The sequence below is a fragment of the Paracoccus sp. (in: a-proteobacteria) genome (assembly GCF_047973135.1).
In the GTDB taxonomy this organism is placed as follows: Bacteria; Pseudomonadota; Alphaproteobacteria; order Rhodobacterales; family Rhodobacteraceae; genus Paracoccus.
This window is the reverse complement of sequence record NZ_JBKEBL010000322.1, coordinates 13394-29588: the sequence shown is the minus strand read 5'-3', so window position 1 is coordinate 29588 and position 16195 is coordinate 13394. Positions and strand designations below refer to the sequence as shown.

General features: G+C 62.7%; 16 protein-coding genes. 15 read left to right on the top strand and 1 reads right to left on the bottom strand.

Translation table 11 applies throughout. The annotated features are described in order from the left end of the window. The coding region (locus tag ACK5L9_RS23080) for a transposase (protein ID WP_416913799.1) at positions 1 to 251 on the top strand (251 nt) is incomplete at its 5' end. Here the strand turns inward: ACK5L9_RS23080 and ACK5L9_RS23075 are convergent. Next, positions 248 to 1009 carry an SDR family NAD(P)-dependent oxidoreductase gene (locus ACK5L9_RS23075; protein ID WP_416913798.1) on the bottom strand — a complete coding sequence of 254 codons (762 nt, stop codon included), beginning with the start codon at positions 1007 to 1009 and terminating at the stop codon, positions 248 to 250. The genes ACK5L9_RS23080 and ACK5L9_RS23075 overlap by 4 nt on opposite strands. A 99-nt stretch (positions 1010 to 1108) precedes the next feature. Between ACK5L9_RS23075 and ACK5L9_RS23070 the strand changes: the two genes are divergently transcribed. From ACK5L9_RS23070 to ACK5L9_RS23005, 14 genes are all read left to right on the top strand, one after another. Then, on the top strand, positions 1109 to 2011 hold the full coding sequence (locus ACK5L9_RS23070; protein ID WP_416913797.1) for a LysR family transcriptional regulator: 903 nt from the start codon (positions 1109 to 1111) through the stop codon (positions 2009 to 2011). 111 nt (positions 2012 to 2122) lie between these two features. After that, complete coding sequence (locus ACK5L9_RS23065) at positions 2123 to 3256, top strand: FAD-dependent monooxygenase (RefSeq protein ID WP_416913796.1); 1134 nt, start codon at positions 2123 to 2125, stop codon at positions 3254 to 3256. A gap of 178 nt (positions 3257 to 3434) precedes the next feature. Further along, positions 3435 to 4160 (top strand): response regulator transcription factor, encoded by a 726-nt coding sequence (locus ACK5L9_RS23060; RefSeq protein ID WP_416913795.1) that lies wholly within the window; start codon positions 3435 to 3437, stop codon positions 4158 to 4160. Continuing rightward, positions 4144 to 5463 (top strand): ATP-binding protein, encoded by a 1320-nt coding sequence (locus ACK5L9_RS23055; RefSeq protein ID WP_416913794.1) that lies wholly within the window; start codon positions 4144 to 4146, stop codon positions 5461 to 5463. Before ACK5L9_RS23060 ends, ACK5L9_RS23055 begins: the two co-directional genes overlap by 17 nt. 183 nt (positions 5464 to 5646) lie before the next feature. Next, on the top strand, positions 5647 to 6348 hold the full coding sequence (locus ACK5L9_RS23050; RefSeq protein WP_416913793.1) for a hypothetical protein: 702 nt from the start codon (positions 5647 to 5649) through the stop codon (positions 6346 to 6348). Positions 6349 to 6398: 50 nt separating this feature from the next. Beyond that, entirely contained in the window at positions 6399 to 6785 is a 387-nt protein-coding gene (locus ACK5L9_RS23045; protein ID WP_416913792.1) for an ectoine synthase, read from the top strand. 84 nt (positions 6786 to 6869) lie between these two features. Then, complete coding sequence (locus ACK5L9_RS23040; protein WP_416913791.1) at positions 6870 to 7643, top strand: beta-ketoacyl synthase N-terminal-like domain-containing protein; 774 nt, start codon at positions 6870 to 6872, stop codon at positions 7641 to 7643. Then, entirely contained in the window at positions 7640 to 8857 is a 1218-nt protein-coding gene (locus ACK5L9_RS23035; protein ID WP_416913790.1) for a beta-ketoacyl-[acyl-carrier-protein] synthase family protein, read from the top strand. The genes ACK5L9_RS23040 and ACK5L9_RS23035 overlap by 4 nt, the downstream gene beginning before the upstream one ends. Continuing rightward, entirely contained in the window at positions 8857 to 10002 is a 1146-nt protein-coding gene (locus ACK5L9_RS23030; RefSeq protein WP_416913789.1) for an acyl-CoA dehydrogenase family protein, read from the top strand. Before ACK5L9_RS23035 ends, ACK5L9_RS23030 begins: the two co-directional genes overlap by 1 nt. Before the next feature lie 17 nt (positions 10003 to 10019). After that, positions 10020 to 11552, top strand: coding sequence for an amino acid adenylation domain-containing protein (locus tag ACK5L9_RS23025; protein ID WP_416913788.1), 1533 nt, complete (start codon positions 10020 to 10022; stop codon positions 11550 to 11552). Then, the gene (locus ACK5L9_RS23020; protein ID WP_416913787.1) at positions 11549 to 11797 is read left to right on the top strand and encodes an acyl carrier protein; all 249 of its coding nucleotides are present in this window, start codon (positions 11549 to 11551) and stop codon (positions 11795 to 11797) included. The genes ACK5L9_RS23025 and ACK5L9_RS23020 overlap by 4 nt, the downstream gene beginning before the upstream one ends. 25 nt (positions 11798 to 11822) lie before the next feature. Next, positions 11823 to 12878: an anthranilate phosphoribosyltransferase gene (locus ACK5L9_RS23015; protein WP_416913786.1), complete on the top strand. Its 1056-nt coding sequence runs from the start codon at positions 11823 to 11825 to the stop codon at positions 12876 to 12878. A 1-nt stretch (position 12879) separates the two neighbouring features. Then, positions 12880 to 13584 (top strand): hypothetical protein, encoded by a 705-nt coding sequence (locus ACK5L9_RS23010; protein WP_416913785.1) that lies wholly within the window; start codon positions 12880 to 12882, stop codon positions 13582 to 13584. Positions 13585 to 13594: 10 nt separating this feature from the next. Beyond that, entirely contained in the window at positions 13595 to 16120 is a 2526-nt protein-coding gene (locus tag ACK5L9_RS23005) for an efflux RND transporter permease subunit (RefSeq protein ID WP_416913784.1), read from the top strand. Positions 16121 to 16195 lie beyond the last annotated feature (75 nt).

The window sequence follows — 16195 nt, the reverse complement described above, 5'->3', positions numbered from 1 at the left end:
GGATCAGGGACATGATCTGGGAACAGGGTGCAACCGCCGTGATCCCTCCCAAGGCGAACCGCAAACTGCCCGCCGAATTTGACGCTGAGCTTTACCGGGAGCGCAACAAAATCGAGCGGTTCTTTGGCAGGCTGAAAGCTTCGTTCCGCCGTATCGCAACCCGATACGAAAAAACGTCACGCAACTTCCTGTCGATGATCAAACTGGCTTCGGTCAGGCTGTGGATCGAGTTTTATGAGTCGGCTGCCTAGCTGCCATCATGGATCAGTGTGCCGCCATCGACCGCGATGGTCTGACCGGTGACGAAGGCCCCTCCGGGCGAGGCCAGCCACAGCGCAGTTGAGGCGATTTCGTCGGGCTGGCCGACGCGGCGTAAAGGGGTGGCGCGCAGGCGCCGATCCATGAAACCGGGATCCGACATCAGCCCGCGCGCGAAGGGCGTCTCGATCAGGCCCGGCGCAATGGCGTTGGCGCGGATATTCTGCGGACCGAATTGCACCGCGATATTGCGCGCCAGTTGCGCCAGCGCCGCCTTGGACATGGAATAGGCTGCAATCGCCGCATTGCCGCGCATTGCGCTGATGCTGGCCATCAGGATCACCGATCCGCCCCCCGCCGCTGCCATGCCGGGAATCAGAGCGGCGGAAAGCCAGGTCGCGGCATGCAGGTTCACGTCAAAGACGCGCAGGTAAGTGGCCTCGTCCAGATCGGCGATGCCCGTCACCGGTCCCTCGATCCCAGCATTCGATACCAGAATATCGACCGGCCCCAGCTTTGCGTGCGCCTGAGAGGCAAGCGTTTCGGCGGCTTTGCGCGTTCCCAGCATGCAGGGCAGGGCGATGGCTCCGATCCGGTCAGCCGTATCGCGCAGTTCGTCGGCGCGGTCCCCGGCAATGGCAACCTGCGCGCCGGCATCCGCAAATGCCCGCGCAATCGCGCTGCCAATCCCGCTTGCGCCCCCGGTTACAAGGGCACGCCTGCCCGCAAGGCTGAACATCACGTGAGCCATGATCCCCTCTTTGTTCGCTGCGTATGCTGTGCGCGCGAGGTGGATTTACAAAAGCGATTTTTTGGATAGGCTGGATTTGTTTCATCGATAGGCGGTGCCATGCGGTTCAAAGGTCTTGATCTGAACCTTCTTGTCGCTCTGGACATCTTGCTGACCGAACGGAATGTCAGCCGTGCTGCTGACAAGCTGTGTCTCAGCCAGTCGGCGACCTCGGGGGCGCTGGCGAGGCTGCGGGATTATTTCGGCGATGAAATCCTTGTGCAGGTCGGCCGCAAGATGGTGCTGACGCCGCGCGCGATGGCACTGGCCGACAAGGTGCGCGCCGCACTGATGCAGATCGAGGGCACGATCATCCAGTCCCCCGAATTTGATCCGGCCACAACGGCACGCACGATCCGCATCATTGCATCGGATTTCATCACCATTTCCGTTCTGTCCGAAGCGGTCCGCAGGATCGCCGCGCAGGCCCCCGATATAACGCTGGTGATCGAGCCTCCGGCCGTCAAACCGCATGAGAGGCTTGAGCGTGGAGAGGTCGATATCCTCGCCATGCCCGAGATGAACCTGTCGCCCGACCATCCCTCGCGCCCGTTTTTCACCGATGGCTATGTCGTCGTTGCCTGGCAGGGAAACACAAGCGTCGGTGACGCGATCACCGAAGACGAGTTTTTTGCCGCTCGCCATGCGACGGTGATGTTTCCGACGCATACGCCGTCCTATGAGAGCTGGTTTCTGAAAAATCGCGGCTCGGATCGCAGGATCGCGGCGGTGGCCGGCAGTTTCGCGGCGCTGCCGTTTCTGGTCGAGGGAACAGAAAACCTTGCGCTGATGCATCGTAGCATGGCGCAGGTCTTTGCCCGGATGATGCCGCTGAAGCTGTTACCGCTGCCGGTTGTGATTCCCGAACTGGTCGAGGCACTGCAATGGCACAGCTATTCCAAGGGCGATGAATGCATCGCATGGGTCTGTGATCAGATTGTCGCGGCGGCTTCGGCTGACTGATCGGCAAATCAGATAATGAAAATCCGATCTATCGATTTCACCGACAAGTCACGCCTCGCTAGATTGCCCGGAATCGTCGCGAGGAGGCGACGTCACACCGGGGGGAAGGCGATGTGCGGCAATCTGGCGAAACACGCGGCGAAGGTTCTGGTCATTGGGGGCGGGATCGGCGGGTCAGCCACGGCGATCCGCATGGCCGAGCATGGGGTGAAGGTCGAGCTTGTCGATATCGCGCAGGACTGGGGGGTCGCCGGAACCGGGGTTACATTGTCGGTCCTGACTGCGCGGGCGTTGTGCGACCTGGGCTTTGCGCAACTGTTGATAGAAAATGGTCATCTTCACGACAAGCTTGAGATGTTTACACCCGACGGGACCAAATTCAACGAGGTAACAGGCAAGCGTCATTTTGCGCCGGACGTCCCCCGCGAAGGCGGCGTGATGCGTCCCCAACTGCACCGGATGATGGCGGCGCGGATGGCGGCGCTTGGTGTTTCGGTGCGTACCGGCCTGACCGCGACGTCGCTGGCGCAGGACGGGGGCGGTGTCGATGCCGTGTTCAGCGACGGGACCACGGGCCGTTATGACCTTGCGATCGGCGCGGACGGGCTGTTTTCCTCGGTGCGCGGAATGATCATGCCGGACGCACCAAAGCCCCGCTACACCGGGCAGGTCTGTTGGCGCGCGCAATTTGCCCTGCCCGAGGGGTGGGAAAACGGGCGGATGTATTTCGGCCCGCTGAAAATCGGCTTTACCCCCTGCGCGCCGGATGCCATGTATCTGTTCGTTCTGGAAAATGTGACAGAAAAGCCGAGATACGAATCCGATGAGCTGCTGCCACGGCTTCGCGACATGCTGACGCCCTATCCGGCACTGGACGGGCTGCGCGAAGGGATGGATGAAAGCACTCCGATCCTTGCCAGACCGCTGGAAACGATTCTGCTGGAGGATCCGTGGTATGTGGGCCGGGTGATCCTGATCGGCGACGCTGCCCATGCCACGACACCGCATCTTGCCTCTGGTGCCGGGATGGCGGTTGAAGATGCCATTGTTCTGGTCGATGAACTGGACAGGGCAGGGGATTATGACAGCGCCATGCGGGCCTTCATGGCCCGGCGTCTGCCGCGCGGAAAGATGGTTGTCGGCAATTCGCTGAAACTGGGCGAGATGGAACAGCGAGGCGCGCCGCCGTCCGAGATTGGGCCGCTGATGATGCAATCCCTTGCGGCGATTGAGCAGCCTTATTAAGCGCCGCATCTATCCAATTGAATTTTTTGTGAATTTTGTGGGGGTGGCGGAAATTCGCCGGGTTCTGTGCCATACATGTACAACCGTTCCGCGAAATGTTATTCATCGAACTATACATTCAAGTTTAATGATTTCTTTCTGGCAGTAGTTGGTAATGTTGAGCGTAGAAAATCCCGTATTGATCCTTGATGACGACACGGATTTCTGTGAGGAAATTTCGACTTTCCTTGGTGGCTATCACATTCCGGTAATCGTGGCCCACAAGCCCAGCGAGGCTGAAAGGATTCTTGCGAACGAAAAGATCTCGATGCTGCTGCTGGATGTCATGCTTCCGGAAAAGCACGGGTTCAAATTCTGCGAGGAAACCCGCAGCCGGATGGCGGATCTGCCGATTCTGTTCGTGTCGGCCTATTGCGACAGTTTCGAACAGGTACTGGGCTTCGAGGCGGGTGCCGATCATTTCCTGCGTAAACCCTTTCTGCCGCAGGAATTGCTGGCGCGGATGAAGGCGATCCTGCGACGCGTCGGCCCCGGCAACCGCAGCGGCGAAACGGCGGCGGTGACTGGCAAGCTGTACACGCGGGCGGGGCTGATGATCGACCTGCCGCTGGGGCAGGCCTTTCTGCATGGCGAGCGGCTGAAACTGACCTCGTTTCAGTTCGAGATGCTTGTGTATTTCGTGCAGAACTCTCAACGGCTGATCACCCGCAACGAAGTCATGACCAATGTGAATTTCTACAATGTCGAACTGTTGTCGCGCTCGGTCGATATTCACGTCTCGCGGCTGCGCAAGGCGCTGGGCGACCGCGCGGATGAGCCGCATTTCGTCAGGACCGTCTGGCGCAAGGGCTATTATTTCATAGACGAGCTTGTCGAGGGTCCGTCGAATGCCGGGTATACGTGATCTGATCGACCGGCATTTTCTTTATCGCACCTCGACCAGATTGTCGCTGACTTTCATTCTGGCCTCGGTGCTGGTCGGGTTGACAACAATCTATATCCTCAGCGGCATCCTGCCCGAACATCCGAGGAACCAGCTTTCCCAGCTTCTGGCGCAGCAGGTCGTCCGGCCGCTGGGGGTCGATCCCTCGCCCGAGGCGGTGAACAGGTTGGCGCGGGAACTGAATATCGGCCTGTTGGTCCGTGACGACAAGCGCGAGATGCATGGCGGCGGGATCGAGATGAGCGCCGAACAGGTCGAAACGCTGTTGGCCGAAAAGCCGGGCCGAACCTCTTACGAAGCATCGGTGAATGGCGAGGACGTGTTCGTTCTGCGTGATCACGACCGCATCTATGTCTTTACCGATTTCGTAACTGGCATGTCTTTCATGGCGCGGGCCAAGCTGATGGGCGGCCCGGCCGTCATCCTGCTGATCCTGATTCTTGCCTTCGTCGTGGTCCGCCGGACGGTCGCGCCCGTGGCACCATTGACCGATGCCGTGCGCGAGATTGGCGAGGGCAACCTTGAAAAGCGCGTCAAACCCACCGGGCGGGGCGAGCTGCGGGAACTTGAGGATCGCGTCAATTCCATGGCCGTGGCGCTGCGGCGGGCCGAACGGGTCAAGCGCGACATGCTGATCGCCATTGGACACGAATTTTTCAGCCCCATCGCGCGGCTGATGTTTCAGGCCGAACGGATAGAGGATCCCGCGCTGCGGTCCAAGATCACCGACAATCTTTTGCGGATCAACCTTCTGTTCCGCACGCTGATCTCGGTTCAGGCGCTGCAGGACAAGGCCGAAGACAACTCGGCCCCGCCATTGCTGTTTCCGGATTGCATCGTAGAAATCGCGACCGCCGCCGCCGAGGGCCGGGTGGAATTTGATCTGCCCTTGCAGAAACGGTATCTCTATATCGACCGGATGCGGCTTGAATTGCTGCTGAACAATTTCATCTCGAACGCTTTGCGCTATGCGCCCGATTCGCGGATCGAAATCTCGGCCTTTCATGGGCATGACACGCTGACGCTGATGGTTGCGGATCGGGGCTGCGGTGTCAGCGAGGAACTGATCGAGGATCTGGGAGAGCCCTTCCTGAAGGAAGATAAGGCGCGCGGGTTTTCAACCGGCGGGGGGCTTGGCCTGGGCCTTTATCTGTGCTCTCGCATTGTGGCGCGCGCCGATGGCAAGATGCAGATCTGGAACCGTGAGGGCGGGGGGTTGGCAGTACGGGTCGATTGGCCCTGCGCAGCGCAGGTGGTATCCTAGAACCGCAGCGGGAAATTCCTGTTCGGATGACACCCGGTTTTGTTGTTTTTTTGGCCTCAGGGTCAACCCAAAGCGTTCCAGCATCTTTGGAAACATACCGATACCCCGGAAAACAGACCCGAACAGACAGACATTGCAACATGTGTCATTCCACACCGTAAGTGTTTTTTAGGAATGAGTTGTATGTTGTTTTCCCGATTGCCCGTGGTTGCGGCGATTCTGCTGTTTGTTGCCTTTCCGGCACATGCCGACAAGGATGACCTCAAGAACATCCAGATTCAGTCGTTCTATGTCCCCTCGGATCGTGCTGCGCTGGAACAGACGATTCAGACGGATAATTCGGCCCGTGACGTCGCTATTGCCTGGCATGGTCTGGCGGGAATGCAGGTTGACGGTGCCTCGCGTTCGGCGGTGGCCAAGCTGTCCGAACTGCCCGACCTCAAGGCCGATCCGATGCTTCAGGCTTATCTTGGGTCGGCCTATATCATGAAGGCCCGCGATCAGTCCTTCATTCCTGCGCGCGTTCGTTCGGTCCGGCAGGGGCTGAAATGGCTTGAGGGTTCGATCATCGCGCAGCCCGACAATTTCGACATCCGCGCCATGCGTGCCGCCACGACGATGAACCTGCCCGACATCTTTGGCTATCGCGAGACCACACGCGGCGACCTTCAGGTTCTGATCACCAAAGTCGAGTCGGGTGACGCCCCGTTCAAGCGCGGTTCGCTGCAAGAGGGGCGGATGATCGCCGCCTTGGGCAAACTGTGCGCCGAGCAGCAGGACCTGACCTGCGCCGAAGCCCAAATCCAGACGTTGCAGGCGAATTATGCCGACAATGCCGAGATGACCGATCTGGCCGCAAGACTGTCGGCGGCCATAGCCAGATAATCTGCCGCCCCTACGTCATTTGACGCAACCCATTGAAACAAGGAATTGACATGATCATTCGCACGCTGGACGAGATCGAAGGAACCGAACGCGACGTCTCGTGGGGCAATGGGAAGTCGCGCCGATTTCTTATCGAACGCGACGGCATGGGCTATTCGATGACCGACACGCAGATCGCGCCGAATACCTGTTCGGTTCTGGAATATCGCAACCATCTTGAGACCTGTTATTGCGTCGAGGGCTCGGGCAAGGTTGTCGATGAAAGCACCGGGGCCGAGCATGAAATCACGGCGGGCACGATGTACGCGCTGGATCGCCATGACCGGCATCAGTTGATCGGCGGTGAAAACGGCATGCGGCTGGTCTGCATGTTTACCCCGGCCCTGCGCGGCGACGAGGTTCACGACCTGAACGGCGACGCTTCATCCAGCTACTGACGCCATTTCCTTGTACCCCAGGCTCCCGGCGGCCTTCCCTCCCGTTCATTTCAGCCGCCGGGAGAATTTTTAGGAATGATATTGATGACAGGTCGTCTTACGATAACCGGAGGATGCTGTTTTGACGATCACGCGCTTGTGTGCTTGCGCCAGAAAGTCAGCCTGCACGTTCCGGGCGATGCTGCGGGCACGGATCTGCCGGACACGATTCCTGATGCGATCAAGGGTCGGATCCGCATGCTTTATCCGACGCGCCCCCCCGAAGGCGGAACGATCCGGCATTTCCGCAGCTCGCGGCTGATTGCCGATTGCGTCGCCGCCGCCTTCGGGGATGCAGGGTTGCAGGCCGGGGATGTCGAGGGTTCGGATACGGGCTTTGTCTCGGGTTCCTATTACGGTTGCGCCGAATTTCTGGATACGCTGCGCGAATCGCTGCATCGCGACGGCCCGCGCGCCATCCGCCCGACCGATTTCTCGATCGCGACCCATGGCTATCCGATGGCGGCGCTGGGCATGGCCTATCGCGCGACAGGGCCGTCCACGGCGTTTCTTTGCGGACCCGCATCGGTGACAGAGGCGCTGGCCTTCGCACGGACGATGCTGGATTCCGGGTTGACGCGGCGGATGGTGGTCGTCGGATATGAGTTGCTGGGTCCGCAGACCCGCCGACACCACGCCCGGCTGTCCTCGGGCGCGCTGACCGAGACGGTCGCCTGTCTGGTGCTGGAAGGTGATCGGGGGCAGGAGGGCGTCCCGCTGCCCAGATATTCGCGGACGGTGGGCGATCCGGCCCGGCTGGGTGCGGCACCGCTGCATGCCCTTCTGTCCAGTCTGCTATCGAAAATGGTGACGGCATGAAGGGCGCGGGGATCGTAGTGACCGGAATCGGCGCGGCCTGCCTGAACGCACCCGATACGCCGACGTTGTGGCAGCGCCTGCTGGATCGCGATGCCGGGCTGAAAGAGGGGGCGCATTTCGACACCGCTCCTTTCCGCTGCCGCCGCAACACCATGGCCGACACGGCCAGAATCCGGGCCGTGCTGACCCGGCGTCGTCCCGACATCGCGCAAGCTTTGCCCGATCAGTCGTCGCGCGCGCTGATCCACGGGCTTGCCGCCGCGACCGAGGCTTTGGCAATGACGAAGGCGTTGCCACGGGCCATGCGCGTCGGGCTGAGCATCGGCACCACCAGCGGATCCGATTTTGACCGCTTCTGCGCCGGGGATTCGCCCGACATGGATCCGGCTTTGGCCATGCCCCATGCGGTGCTTTTCGCCATGGCTGACAGCCTGTCGCTGACCGGGCCGGTCAGCCAGATCTCGAACGCCTGCACTTCGGGGGCGGCGGCCATCGTGCAGGGCGTCGGCATGCTGCGGGCGGGGCGGGCCGATGCGGTTCTGGCTGGCGGCGTCGATCAGGCGCGCCCTGCCGATTTCGCCGGGTTCAACGCGTTGCGCGCCATGTCGCCGCGCGACTGTCGCGCCTTTGACGCGCATCGCGACGGGATGATCATCGGCGATGGTGCCGCGTTGTTGCTGCTGGAGACCGAGCGCTCGGCGCGGGCACGCGGGGCGAATGTGCTGGCCCGGCTGGACGGGTTCGGGCTGACCAGCGATGCCTATCACTCGACCCGACCGCAGCCCGAGGGACTGCAACGCGCCATCCGGCAGGCGCTGGCCATGTCGGGCAGCGAGGCCGGGGCGGTCGGCTATGTCAATTGCCATGGCACCGGTACGCCTGCGAATGACGTGGTCGAGGCCGAAGCCATCGCGCAGGTCTTTGATCAGCCGGATGACGCACCGGTCATCAGCTCGACCAAGACTGTGACCGGGCACCTGCTGGGAACCGCCGCCGCCATCGAGGCGGTGATCACCATTCTTGCGCTGCGGCATGGGCTGGTTCCGCCGATGGCGCATTCCGACACGCCCGATCCCGCCATTGCGCTGCCCATGGCGCTTGGCCGCGCGGTGCCGCTGGACCGGCGCAGTGCGCTGTCCACCACCCTGGGCTTTGGCGGCTCGAATGCCTGCCTGATGTTCACCCTGCCCGATACTCTGGAAAAGGTCGCCTGATGACGATTCACAGCAGCCTGTCCGCCGACGAAGTCGAACTGCGCGAAGCCATTGCCCGCGCCGCCGAGGTCATCGCGCGCGAATTGCCCGACAGTCCGGACCGGTTTCCGCGCCGCGCCTGGCGCGCACTCAGCGATACGGGGCTGTTCGCGCTGCCTTTCGATGCCGAACATGGCGGGCTGGATATCCGCCTGACCGCCGTGATGCGGATATTCGAGACGATTGGCGAAACCATCCCCGACAACGGTTTCAGCTTTGCCGCCTGCACGCATCTTTGCGCCCTGGGCTATCCGCTGCACCGGTTCGGCACGGACGAGGCCAAGGCCAGCCTGATGTCCGGGGTCATCGATGGCAGCAATATCGGCGCGCATGCCATATCGGAGCCCGATGCCGGATCGGCGGCCTTCACGATGAAAACCAGCGCCGATGCTGTCCCCGGCGGTTGGCGGCTGAACGGCGAGAAATGCTATGTCTCGAACGCCCCCTTCGCCGATACCATCGTCATCTATGCCAGAACCGATCAGGATGCCTCGGCCCTGTCAGGCTTCTCGGCCTTTCTGGTGCGGGCGGATACGCCGGGTCTGACGGTCTCGGCCCCGGCCGACAAGATAGGGCTGAAAACGGCCGAGTTCGGCGCCCTGTATCTGGACGGGGCCTTTGTGCCCGACACCATGGTCCTGGGCCGTCCGGGCATGGGCTATGCCATTCTGGACAATGTGATGAAATACGAGGTGTTGCTGACCTTTGTGACGCATCTGGGCCAGATGCAGCGCCGCTTTGACGCGCTGCGCGATTTTGTCCGCCAGCGCCATCAGGACGATCAGCGGATTTCGTCCTTTCAATCGGTTTCGAACCGCGTCGTGGATGATTTCGTCCGGCTGGAGACGGCGCGGATGTGGCTGTATCGCGCGGGGCAGGCGCTTGAGCAGGGCGGCTCGGCCCTGCGCGAGGTCGCCATTGCCAAGCTGCTGACCAGCGAGGCCAATCTTGAGCTGGCCCTGGACGCGGTGCGGTTGCGCGGTGCTGCGGGCTATCTGGCCGAGGCGGGGCTGGATACCGAACTGATCGATGCCGTGGGCGGCGTGATCTATTCCGGCAGTTCGGAAATTCAGCGCAATCGCATCGCTGCGACGCTTGGGCTGTAGGCAGTCGGGGGGATTTCATGCAGACCATTGACAGGATCATGTCACAGGCGGCCAACCGGCCCGATGCCCGCGCCATCGTCACCGACAGGGGCACCGTCAGCTATGGCGAACTGATCGCGCAGGCGGCCTCGGTGGCGCAGGTGCTGCGCGACCTGCCCGACGCGCCATTGTCCTTGCCAGTCGGGATCGGCCTGCCGAAATCTCCGGCGGCGGTCGCGGTGATGCTGGGTGCGCTGCTGGCGGGCCGGGCCTATCTGCCGATGGATCCGGCGCTGCCCGCGTCCCGTCGCGCGGACATGATCGCAGATAGCGGGGCGGATGTGGTCTATGTCGCCGATGACGACACGCTGGCGCAGTTCCGGCAGGATTGCCCGCAGGCCAGTCTGCGCCTCGTCGGGCCAGACCTGTCGCGGCGGGCGGCCGTTCGCTGTGACCAGCGCCCGCCGGGTGCGGATGCGGCGCTGCTGTATACGTCGGGCTCGACCAACCGGCCCAAGGGCGTGCGGCTGGGACGGGGCGGCGTCGATGTCTTTGTGGACTGGGCGATCGACTATTTCGGTCTGCAATCGACCGACCGGCTGGCCAGCCATGCGCCTTTCGGCTTTGACATATCGCTGCTGGATCTATGGGCAGGGCTGGCGGCCGGCGCCGAGGTGCATCTGGTGCCCGAGGGACAATTGGCCAACGGGCGCTATCTGATCCGGTTTCTGAACGACCACGCCATCACCTTCTGGCAATCCGTTCCCGCGCCGCTGACTGCCATTGCAGCGGAAATCGCCGCCGGTCACGCGCCGCCCGCCAGCCTGCGTCAGATCTGTGCGACCGGCGAGGTTCTGCCCGGCTCTGCTCGCGTCCGGCTGGCCAGACTTGGCCCGCAGGTCACGCTGCATAACATCTATGGCTGCACCGAGACCAACGACACATTCGTCTTTTCCCTACCCGTCACCGAGGCGGCGGATGACGGCGATCTGCCCATCGGGTTGCCGGTTGCTTACGCCGATTTCCTGATCGTCGATGAAAACTGCCGCCCCGTTCCGCGCGGCATGTCCGGCGAGCTGCTGACCGCCTCGGGCGCGGGGTTCACCGGATATACCGATCCCGCCCAGACCGAAGCCGCGCATGTGACGGTGGCTGGCCAGCGCTATTACCGGACGCACGATCTGGTGTGTCAGGATCACGACGGCATGCTGCATTTCCTTGGCCGTGCCGATCACACGATCAAGCTGCGTGGCATGCGCATCGACCTGCGCGAGATCGAGGCCGCACTGGAACAATATCCGCCGGTCCGCGATGTCGTCGCGCTGGCCATGCCCTGCGATGTCAGGGGCAGGCAACTGATCTGCGTCATCGCCAGCAGCCGGGTGGCCGAGATGGGGCAGATCGCGCTCAAGGCTCATTGCGCCCGCCTCTTGCCCCGACAGGCCATTCCCGACCGTTTCGTGATCCGCGATCAGCCACTGCCCCGCAACCCCAACGGCAAGATCGACCGCCGCGCCGTCGCGGCATGGCTGGCCGGGAATATTCAGCAGAAAATGGAGAAAACATCATGAGAAGCCGTGACGACATCAAAGAGTTCATCGTGACCGAATTTGTCCCCGGAGGCGTTGCGGCTGATATCGGCGACGATCTGGATCTGATCAATTCCGGCGTCATCGACAGCCTTGGCGTGCTGAACCTGATCTCGGCGCTGGAATCCGAAACCGGCCTGCGCATCGAACCCGAGGAAATGGATTCCGCGAATTTCGCCTCGGTCGCCAAGATTCATGCCTTCATCGAGGCGAAAAGCGGGGTCTGAGCAGGCGATGACAAAAGGGGACGACATGGGCAGTGACCCAAATGACGATTTTGTCGCCTGCATGCAGGCGCTGCTGCATCGCGCCGATAACCGGACTGGACAGGCGCTGCGGCGTTTTCTGCTGCGCGCCGCGCGGGGCGAGGCCGAACGGCATGCGATCTGTTCGCTGCTGACGGCCATGTCCCTGCGGACGCCGGAACCGGCGCTTGCCGAAATCCTTGTGCGGGTGATCGAGGAAACGGCGCTGACCGAGCCCTGTCTGGCGCAGGACTGGAACGCCGTGAATATCGTCGGCACGGGCGGCGGCCTGCCATCGTTCAACATCTCGACCACGGCGGCGATCATCGCCGCCGCGACCGGGCTGAGGGTGCTGAAATCCGGTTCGGCGGCCTATAGCAGCAATGTCGGTGCCGTTGATTTCCTGCGCGCCTCGGGGATCGCTATGGTGCAGGACGTGGCGCAGGCGCAAGAAATGCTGGACCGTTTTGGCATCGCCTTCTACATGCCCGGCACATTCTCGCCGCTGCTGAAACGGCTGGCGATGGCGGCGGCCCCGTTTCCGCTGAAATCCGTCGCGCCGGTGCTGAACCGGATCGGGCCGTTCCTGCGGCTGCTGCCATCCTCGGGGCAGTTGACCGGGGTGGCGCGGGCGTCGGATCTGGGCTGGTACCGCGAGGTGTTCGGGCGGCTGGGGCCGCGCAATGTGCATCTGGTCGCGAACCCGTTGGGGCTGGACGAGGCATGTTCCTTCAGCGTCAATGAGCTGTGGTCGCTGGACAGTGACAGGATCCGCCGTCTTGGCTGCGATCTGGGCCTGTCTGCGGGCGAGCCCGCCGACATCCGTGGCGGCGATCTGGACGCCAACCTTGCCATCAGCCGCGCGATCCTAGCAGGCAACGGCCCGCCCGCCGCCACCGATTGCGTGCTGCTGAATGCCGCGCTGTTGATCTGCACGGCCGCCGGTCCTGACAGGCTTGGCCACGCGCTGACCGAGGCGCGCCACGCCCTGTCCACCGGTGCCGCGCAGGCGCTGTTCACCGCGTTGTCCGCGACCGGCGACGTGGCGGCAAGGGCAAGTTAGCATGGTTTTCCTCGACGCCCTCACCCGTCCCGGCCGCAGCCCCGTCATCGCGGAAATCAAATGCCGCGATCCGAAGGGCGCTGATCTGACCGGAGGGCGCGATCCCGCCGATATTGCCCGCGCCTATCTTGGGCAGGGGGCGGCGGCGCTGTCGGTCGTGACCGGGCGCTGGTTCGGGGGAAATGCCGCGTTGCTGGCCGGTATTGCGCAGGTCGTGGCCGGGCGGCTGCCGATCCTGCGCAAGGATTTCCTGATCTCGGATGCTGCGCTGCGGGAAACCCGCGATCTGGGGGCCGATGCCGCGCTGATCACCGTCGCGCTGATGCGTCCGGGTCAGACGGCGCGGCTGACCCGGACGGCGCTGCGCCTTGGGCTGACCCCGTTCATCGAGGTTGCGACCGAGGCCGAGACCCATGAAATTCCGCGCGATTTGCCTGTCGTGATCGCGGTGAACAATTCCGACATCGCGACTCGGGAAAGGGCGGGCACGGGACCGGCGCGCAGTCTGGCGCTGGTTCAGGCAATTGCAGACCGCCGCCCCGCCGCGACTGTCGCTGCCAGCCGCATTGCCGATGTGCGGACGGCCATGTCCCTGCTGGGCGCGGGGTTCGACGCGCTGCTGATCGGCACCGCGCTGATGCGCGATCTGACTTTGCTGGAGGGTATCAACGCAGCTTATGCGGCGCGCGACATCGGTGCCGCCTGAAGAGGGTAACATGTTGACTTTGGTAACAAGTACGATTGAAACCGCATTTACCGGCTTCGCCCGGTACTTTTTCCGCCATCCCTTTCTGGGCGTGCTGTTGCTGGTCGCGATGGCAGCGCTTGGGGTGTCGCAGGCCCGGAACGTGGTCCGCGACGGCTCGATCGAGGGGTTTTTCCACGCCGGTTCGGCCGAGATCGCCGCCTATGACGATTTCCGCCGCCAGTTCGGACAGGACGGGCAAATCGTGATCGGCGTTACTTCGGACAGGCTGTTTACGGCGGATAACCTGCGAAAACTGGCTGATCTGCATCACATGCTGGCGCAGGAAGTGCCTTTCGTCGAGGACATCACCTCGCTTTATAACACGCGCTCGGTGATGGGCGGGGAACAACTGTTTGTTGTCAATGATCTGCTGGCGCATTTTTTGAAAAGCTCTGACAACTCGCCACAGGCAGTCGCGGCGCTGCAAGACAAGGTAATGTCCCATCCCCTGTATCGCGATCTGGTGATTTCGGCAGATGGCCGCACGACCCTGATCACGCTGCGACCGCAGCGGTTCAAGCCACGCGTGTCCGAGGCGCTGGCCAGCCGGCAGCAGGATCTGTTCGCCCAGTTCGATCCCACCCATGCCGATGCCGGTGTGGACAGCACCGCCCATGCGCAGTTCCTAAGTCAGGCCGAACAGACGCAGATGACCGCCGCCGTGGCCGGGGTCGTGGCGCAGTTCGAGACGCCCGATTTCGTGATCCATGTCGCGGGCAGCCCCGTCGCCTCATCCGAGATCGTCCGCATCCTGTCTGCCGACATGCCGAAATTCACGCTGTTCTGCCTGATCGGTGTCGTGCTGGTCGCGGCTGTCTTTACCCGGCGGGTGTCGGTTGCGGTGGCGCTGGTCCTGACGGTTGCGGTCTCGGCCATATCGACCATCGGGCTGATGGCGGCGACGGGCACCGCGATCAAGCCCCCCACGCAGGTTCTGCCGTCGATCGTGATCGTGGCCTCGGCATGTGCGGTCCTGCATCTGGTTTCCGCGCTTGTGCTTGCGCGGCGAAGGGTCGGGCCGGCGACCGATCTGATGCCGGAATGGGCCTGCAAGGATCGCGCGCTGTCCGACGCGATGCGTCATGCCGCCGTGCCCATTGGGTTTACCACTTTGACAACAGCGGTGGGGCTTTTGTCCTTTGCCGGTTCCGATCTTGCGCCGGTCGCGGATCTGGGCCGGTTCGGCGCGACGGCGGTGTTGATCGTGCTGCTGGTCGTGATGATCGTCGTGCCCGTGTTGTTCCGGTTGTTCCGCTTTCGTCCCGCCGCTGCGGCGGCGGGCGACGGTCCGGTGCTGCGACTGGCGCATCGCATCGCGCAGGCCAGTGCCCGGCACTGGCGCGCGACCTTGCAGGTGACGGCGCTGGTCGCCGTGATCGGGGCCTTGGGAATGCAGGGGCTGCGGTTTCACCACAATTCGCTGGAATGGTTGCCCGCCGACAATCCCGTGCGGCTGGATACCGAGGCGGTCGATGCGGTCATGCGCGGCTCTATCAACCTTGAGGCGGTGATCGACACCGGCGTGCAGCGGGGCATCCAGCAGCAGGCATTGCTTGAGGCGCTGGACCAGCTTGCCGCAGATATTCCCGAACTGGCCACGCAAAGCGGGGTGCTGGTCGGCAAGGTATTTGGCGTGACCGATCTGCTGAAAGAGGTCAATCAGGGCCTGTCACCCGTAGCGGATGCGGGGGCCTATGAACTGCCCGCGGGCGACATGATTGCCCGCGAATTTCTGCTGTTCGAGAATTCCGCCTCGAACGATCTGCCCGATTTCGTGGACAGCGCCTATAGCAAGACCCGCCTGACGATCCGCGTGCCCTGGCTTGAGGCGGGGGCCTATGCCCGGTTCATCGACGGGCTGCGGGACGAGATGTCGTCGCGGCTGGAACCGGTGGGCGCGACCGGGCTGACGCTGACGGGGAACATGGCGCTGCTGGCCACCACCTCGATCAATGTGATCCGGTCCATGGGGGAAAGCTATGCCATCTCGGTTGTGGCGATCAGCCTGCTGATGGTGCTGCTGATGGGCGGGTTGCGGCTTGGGCTGGCGACGATGCTGCCCAATCTTCTGCCGGTTATCGTCACTCTGGGGGTGATGGGCTATGCAGGTGTGCCGCTGGACAGCTTTACCATGCTGATCGGCTGTATCGCGCTTGGGATCATCGTCGATGACACGATCCACCTGTTCCACCAGATCCGGCAGGCCGAGGCGCGGGGCCTGCCTGCCGCCGGAACTATCGAATACGCGGTTGGCCACAGCTTCATGCCAATCCTCGCCACGACCTTGGCGGTGATGGCGGGCTTTGCCGCCTATGGCATGTCCTCGATGTCGAATGTCGTCGCCTTCGGTCTTTTGACGGCGTTGGCATCGCTGCTGGGGCTGATCGCCGACATCGTCGTCTCGCCCGCTATCTACGCCGCGCTTGAGGCTCGCCGACAGCGCAGACAGACCACCGAAACACAGGCATCGGAGGAGGCTCTGCCGTTTCAGTAATCAGTGAAAGTGAGAGTTTGATGAGTAGCCACGGTTTATCCACAATGACTTTGTACGCATCCATATCAGCATCAG

What these genes read in the sequence shown, in the direction of transcription:
- ACK5L9_RS23075 (WP_416913798.1), bottom strand. Translation starts at nt 1,009, where the DNA reads ATGGCTCACGTGATGTTCAGCCTTGCGGGCAGGCGTGCCCTTGTAACC.
- ACK5L9_RS23070 (WP_416913797.1), top strand. Translation starts at nt 1,109, where the DNA reads ATGCGGTTCAAAGGTCTTGATCTGAACCTTCTTGTCGCTCTGGACATC.
- ACK5L9_RS23065 (WP_416913796.1), top strand. Translation starts at nt 2,123, where the DNA reads ATGTGCGGCAATCTGGCGAAACACGCGGCGAAGGTTCTGGTCATTGGG.
- ACK5L9_RS23055 (WP_416913794.1), top strand. Translation starts at nt 4,144, where the DNA reads ATGCCGGGTATACGTGATCTGATCGACCGGCATTTTCTTTATCGCACC.
- ACK5L9_RS23050 (WP_416913793.1), top strand. Translation starts at nt 5,647, where the DNA reads ATGTTGTTTTCCCGATTGCCCGTGGTTGCGGCGATTCTGCTGTTTGTT.
- ACK5L9_RS23045 (WP_416913792.1), top strand. Translation starts at nt 6,399, where the DNA reads ATGATCATTCGCACGCTGGACGAGATCGAAGGAACCGAACGCGACGTC.
- ACK5L9_RS23040 (WP_416913791.1), top strand. Translation starts at nt 6,870, where the DNA reads ATGACAGGTCGTCTTACGATAACCGGAGGATGCTGTTTTGACGATCAC.
- ACK5L9_RS23035 (WP_416913790.1), top strand. Translation starts at nt 7,640, where the DNA reads ATGAAGGGCGCGGGGATCGTAGTGACCGGAATCGGCGCGGCCTGCCTG.
- ACK5L9_RS23030 (WP_416913789.1), top strand. Translation starts at nt 8,857, where the DNA reads ATGACGATTCACAGCAGCCTGTCCGCCGACGAAGTCGAACTGCGCGAA.
- ACK5L9_RS23025 (WP_416913788.1), top strand. Translation starts at nt 10,020, where the DNA reads ATGCAGACCATTGACAGGATCATGTCACAGGCGGCCAACCGGCCCGAT.
- ACK5L9_RS23020 (WP_416913787.1), top strand. Translation starts at nt 11,549, where the DNA reads ATGAGAAGCCGTGACGACATCAAAGAGTTCATCGTGACCGAATTTGTC.
- ACK5L9_RS23015 (WP_416913786.1), top strand. Translation starts at nt 11,823, where the DNA reads ATGGGCAGTGACCCAAATGACGATTTTGTCGCCTGCATGCAGGCGCTG.
- ACK5L9_RS23010 (WP_416913785.1), top strand. Translation starts at nt 12,880, where the DNA reads ATGGTTTTCCTCGACGCCCTCACCCGTCCCGGCCGCAGCCCCGTCATC.
- ACK5L9_RS23005 (WP_416913784.1), top strand. Translation starts at nt 13,595, where the DNA reads ATGTTGACTTTGGTAACAAGTACGATTGAAACCGCATTTACCGGCTTC.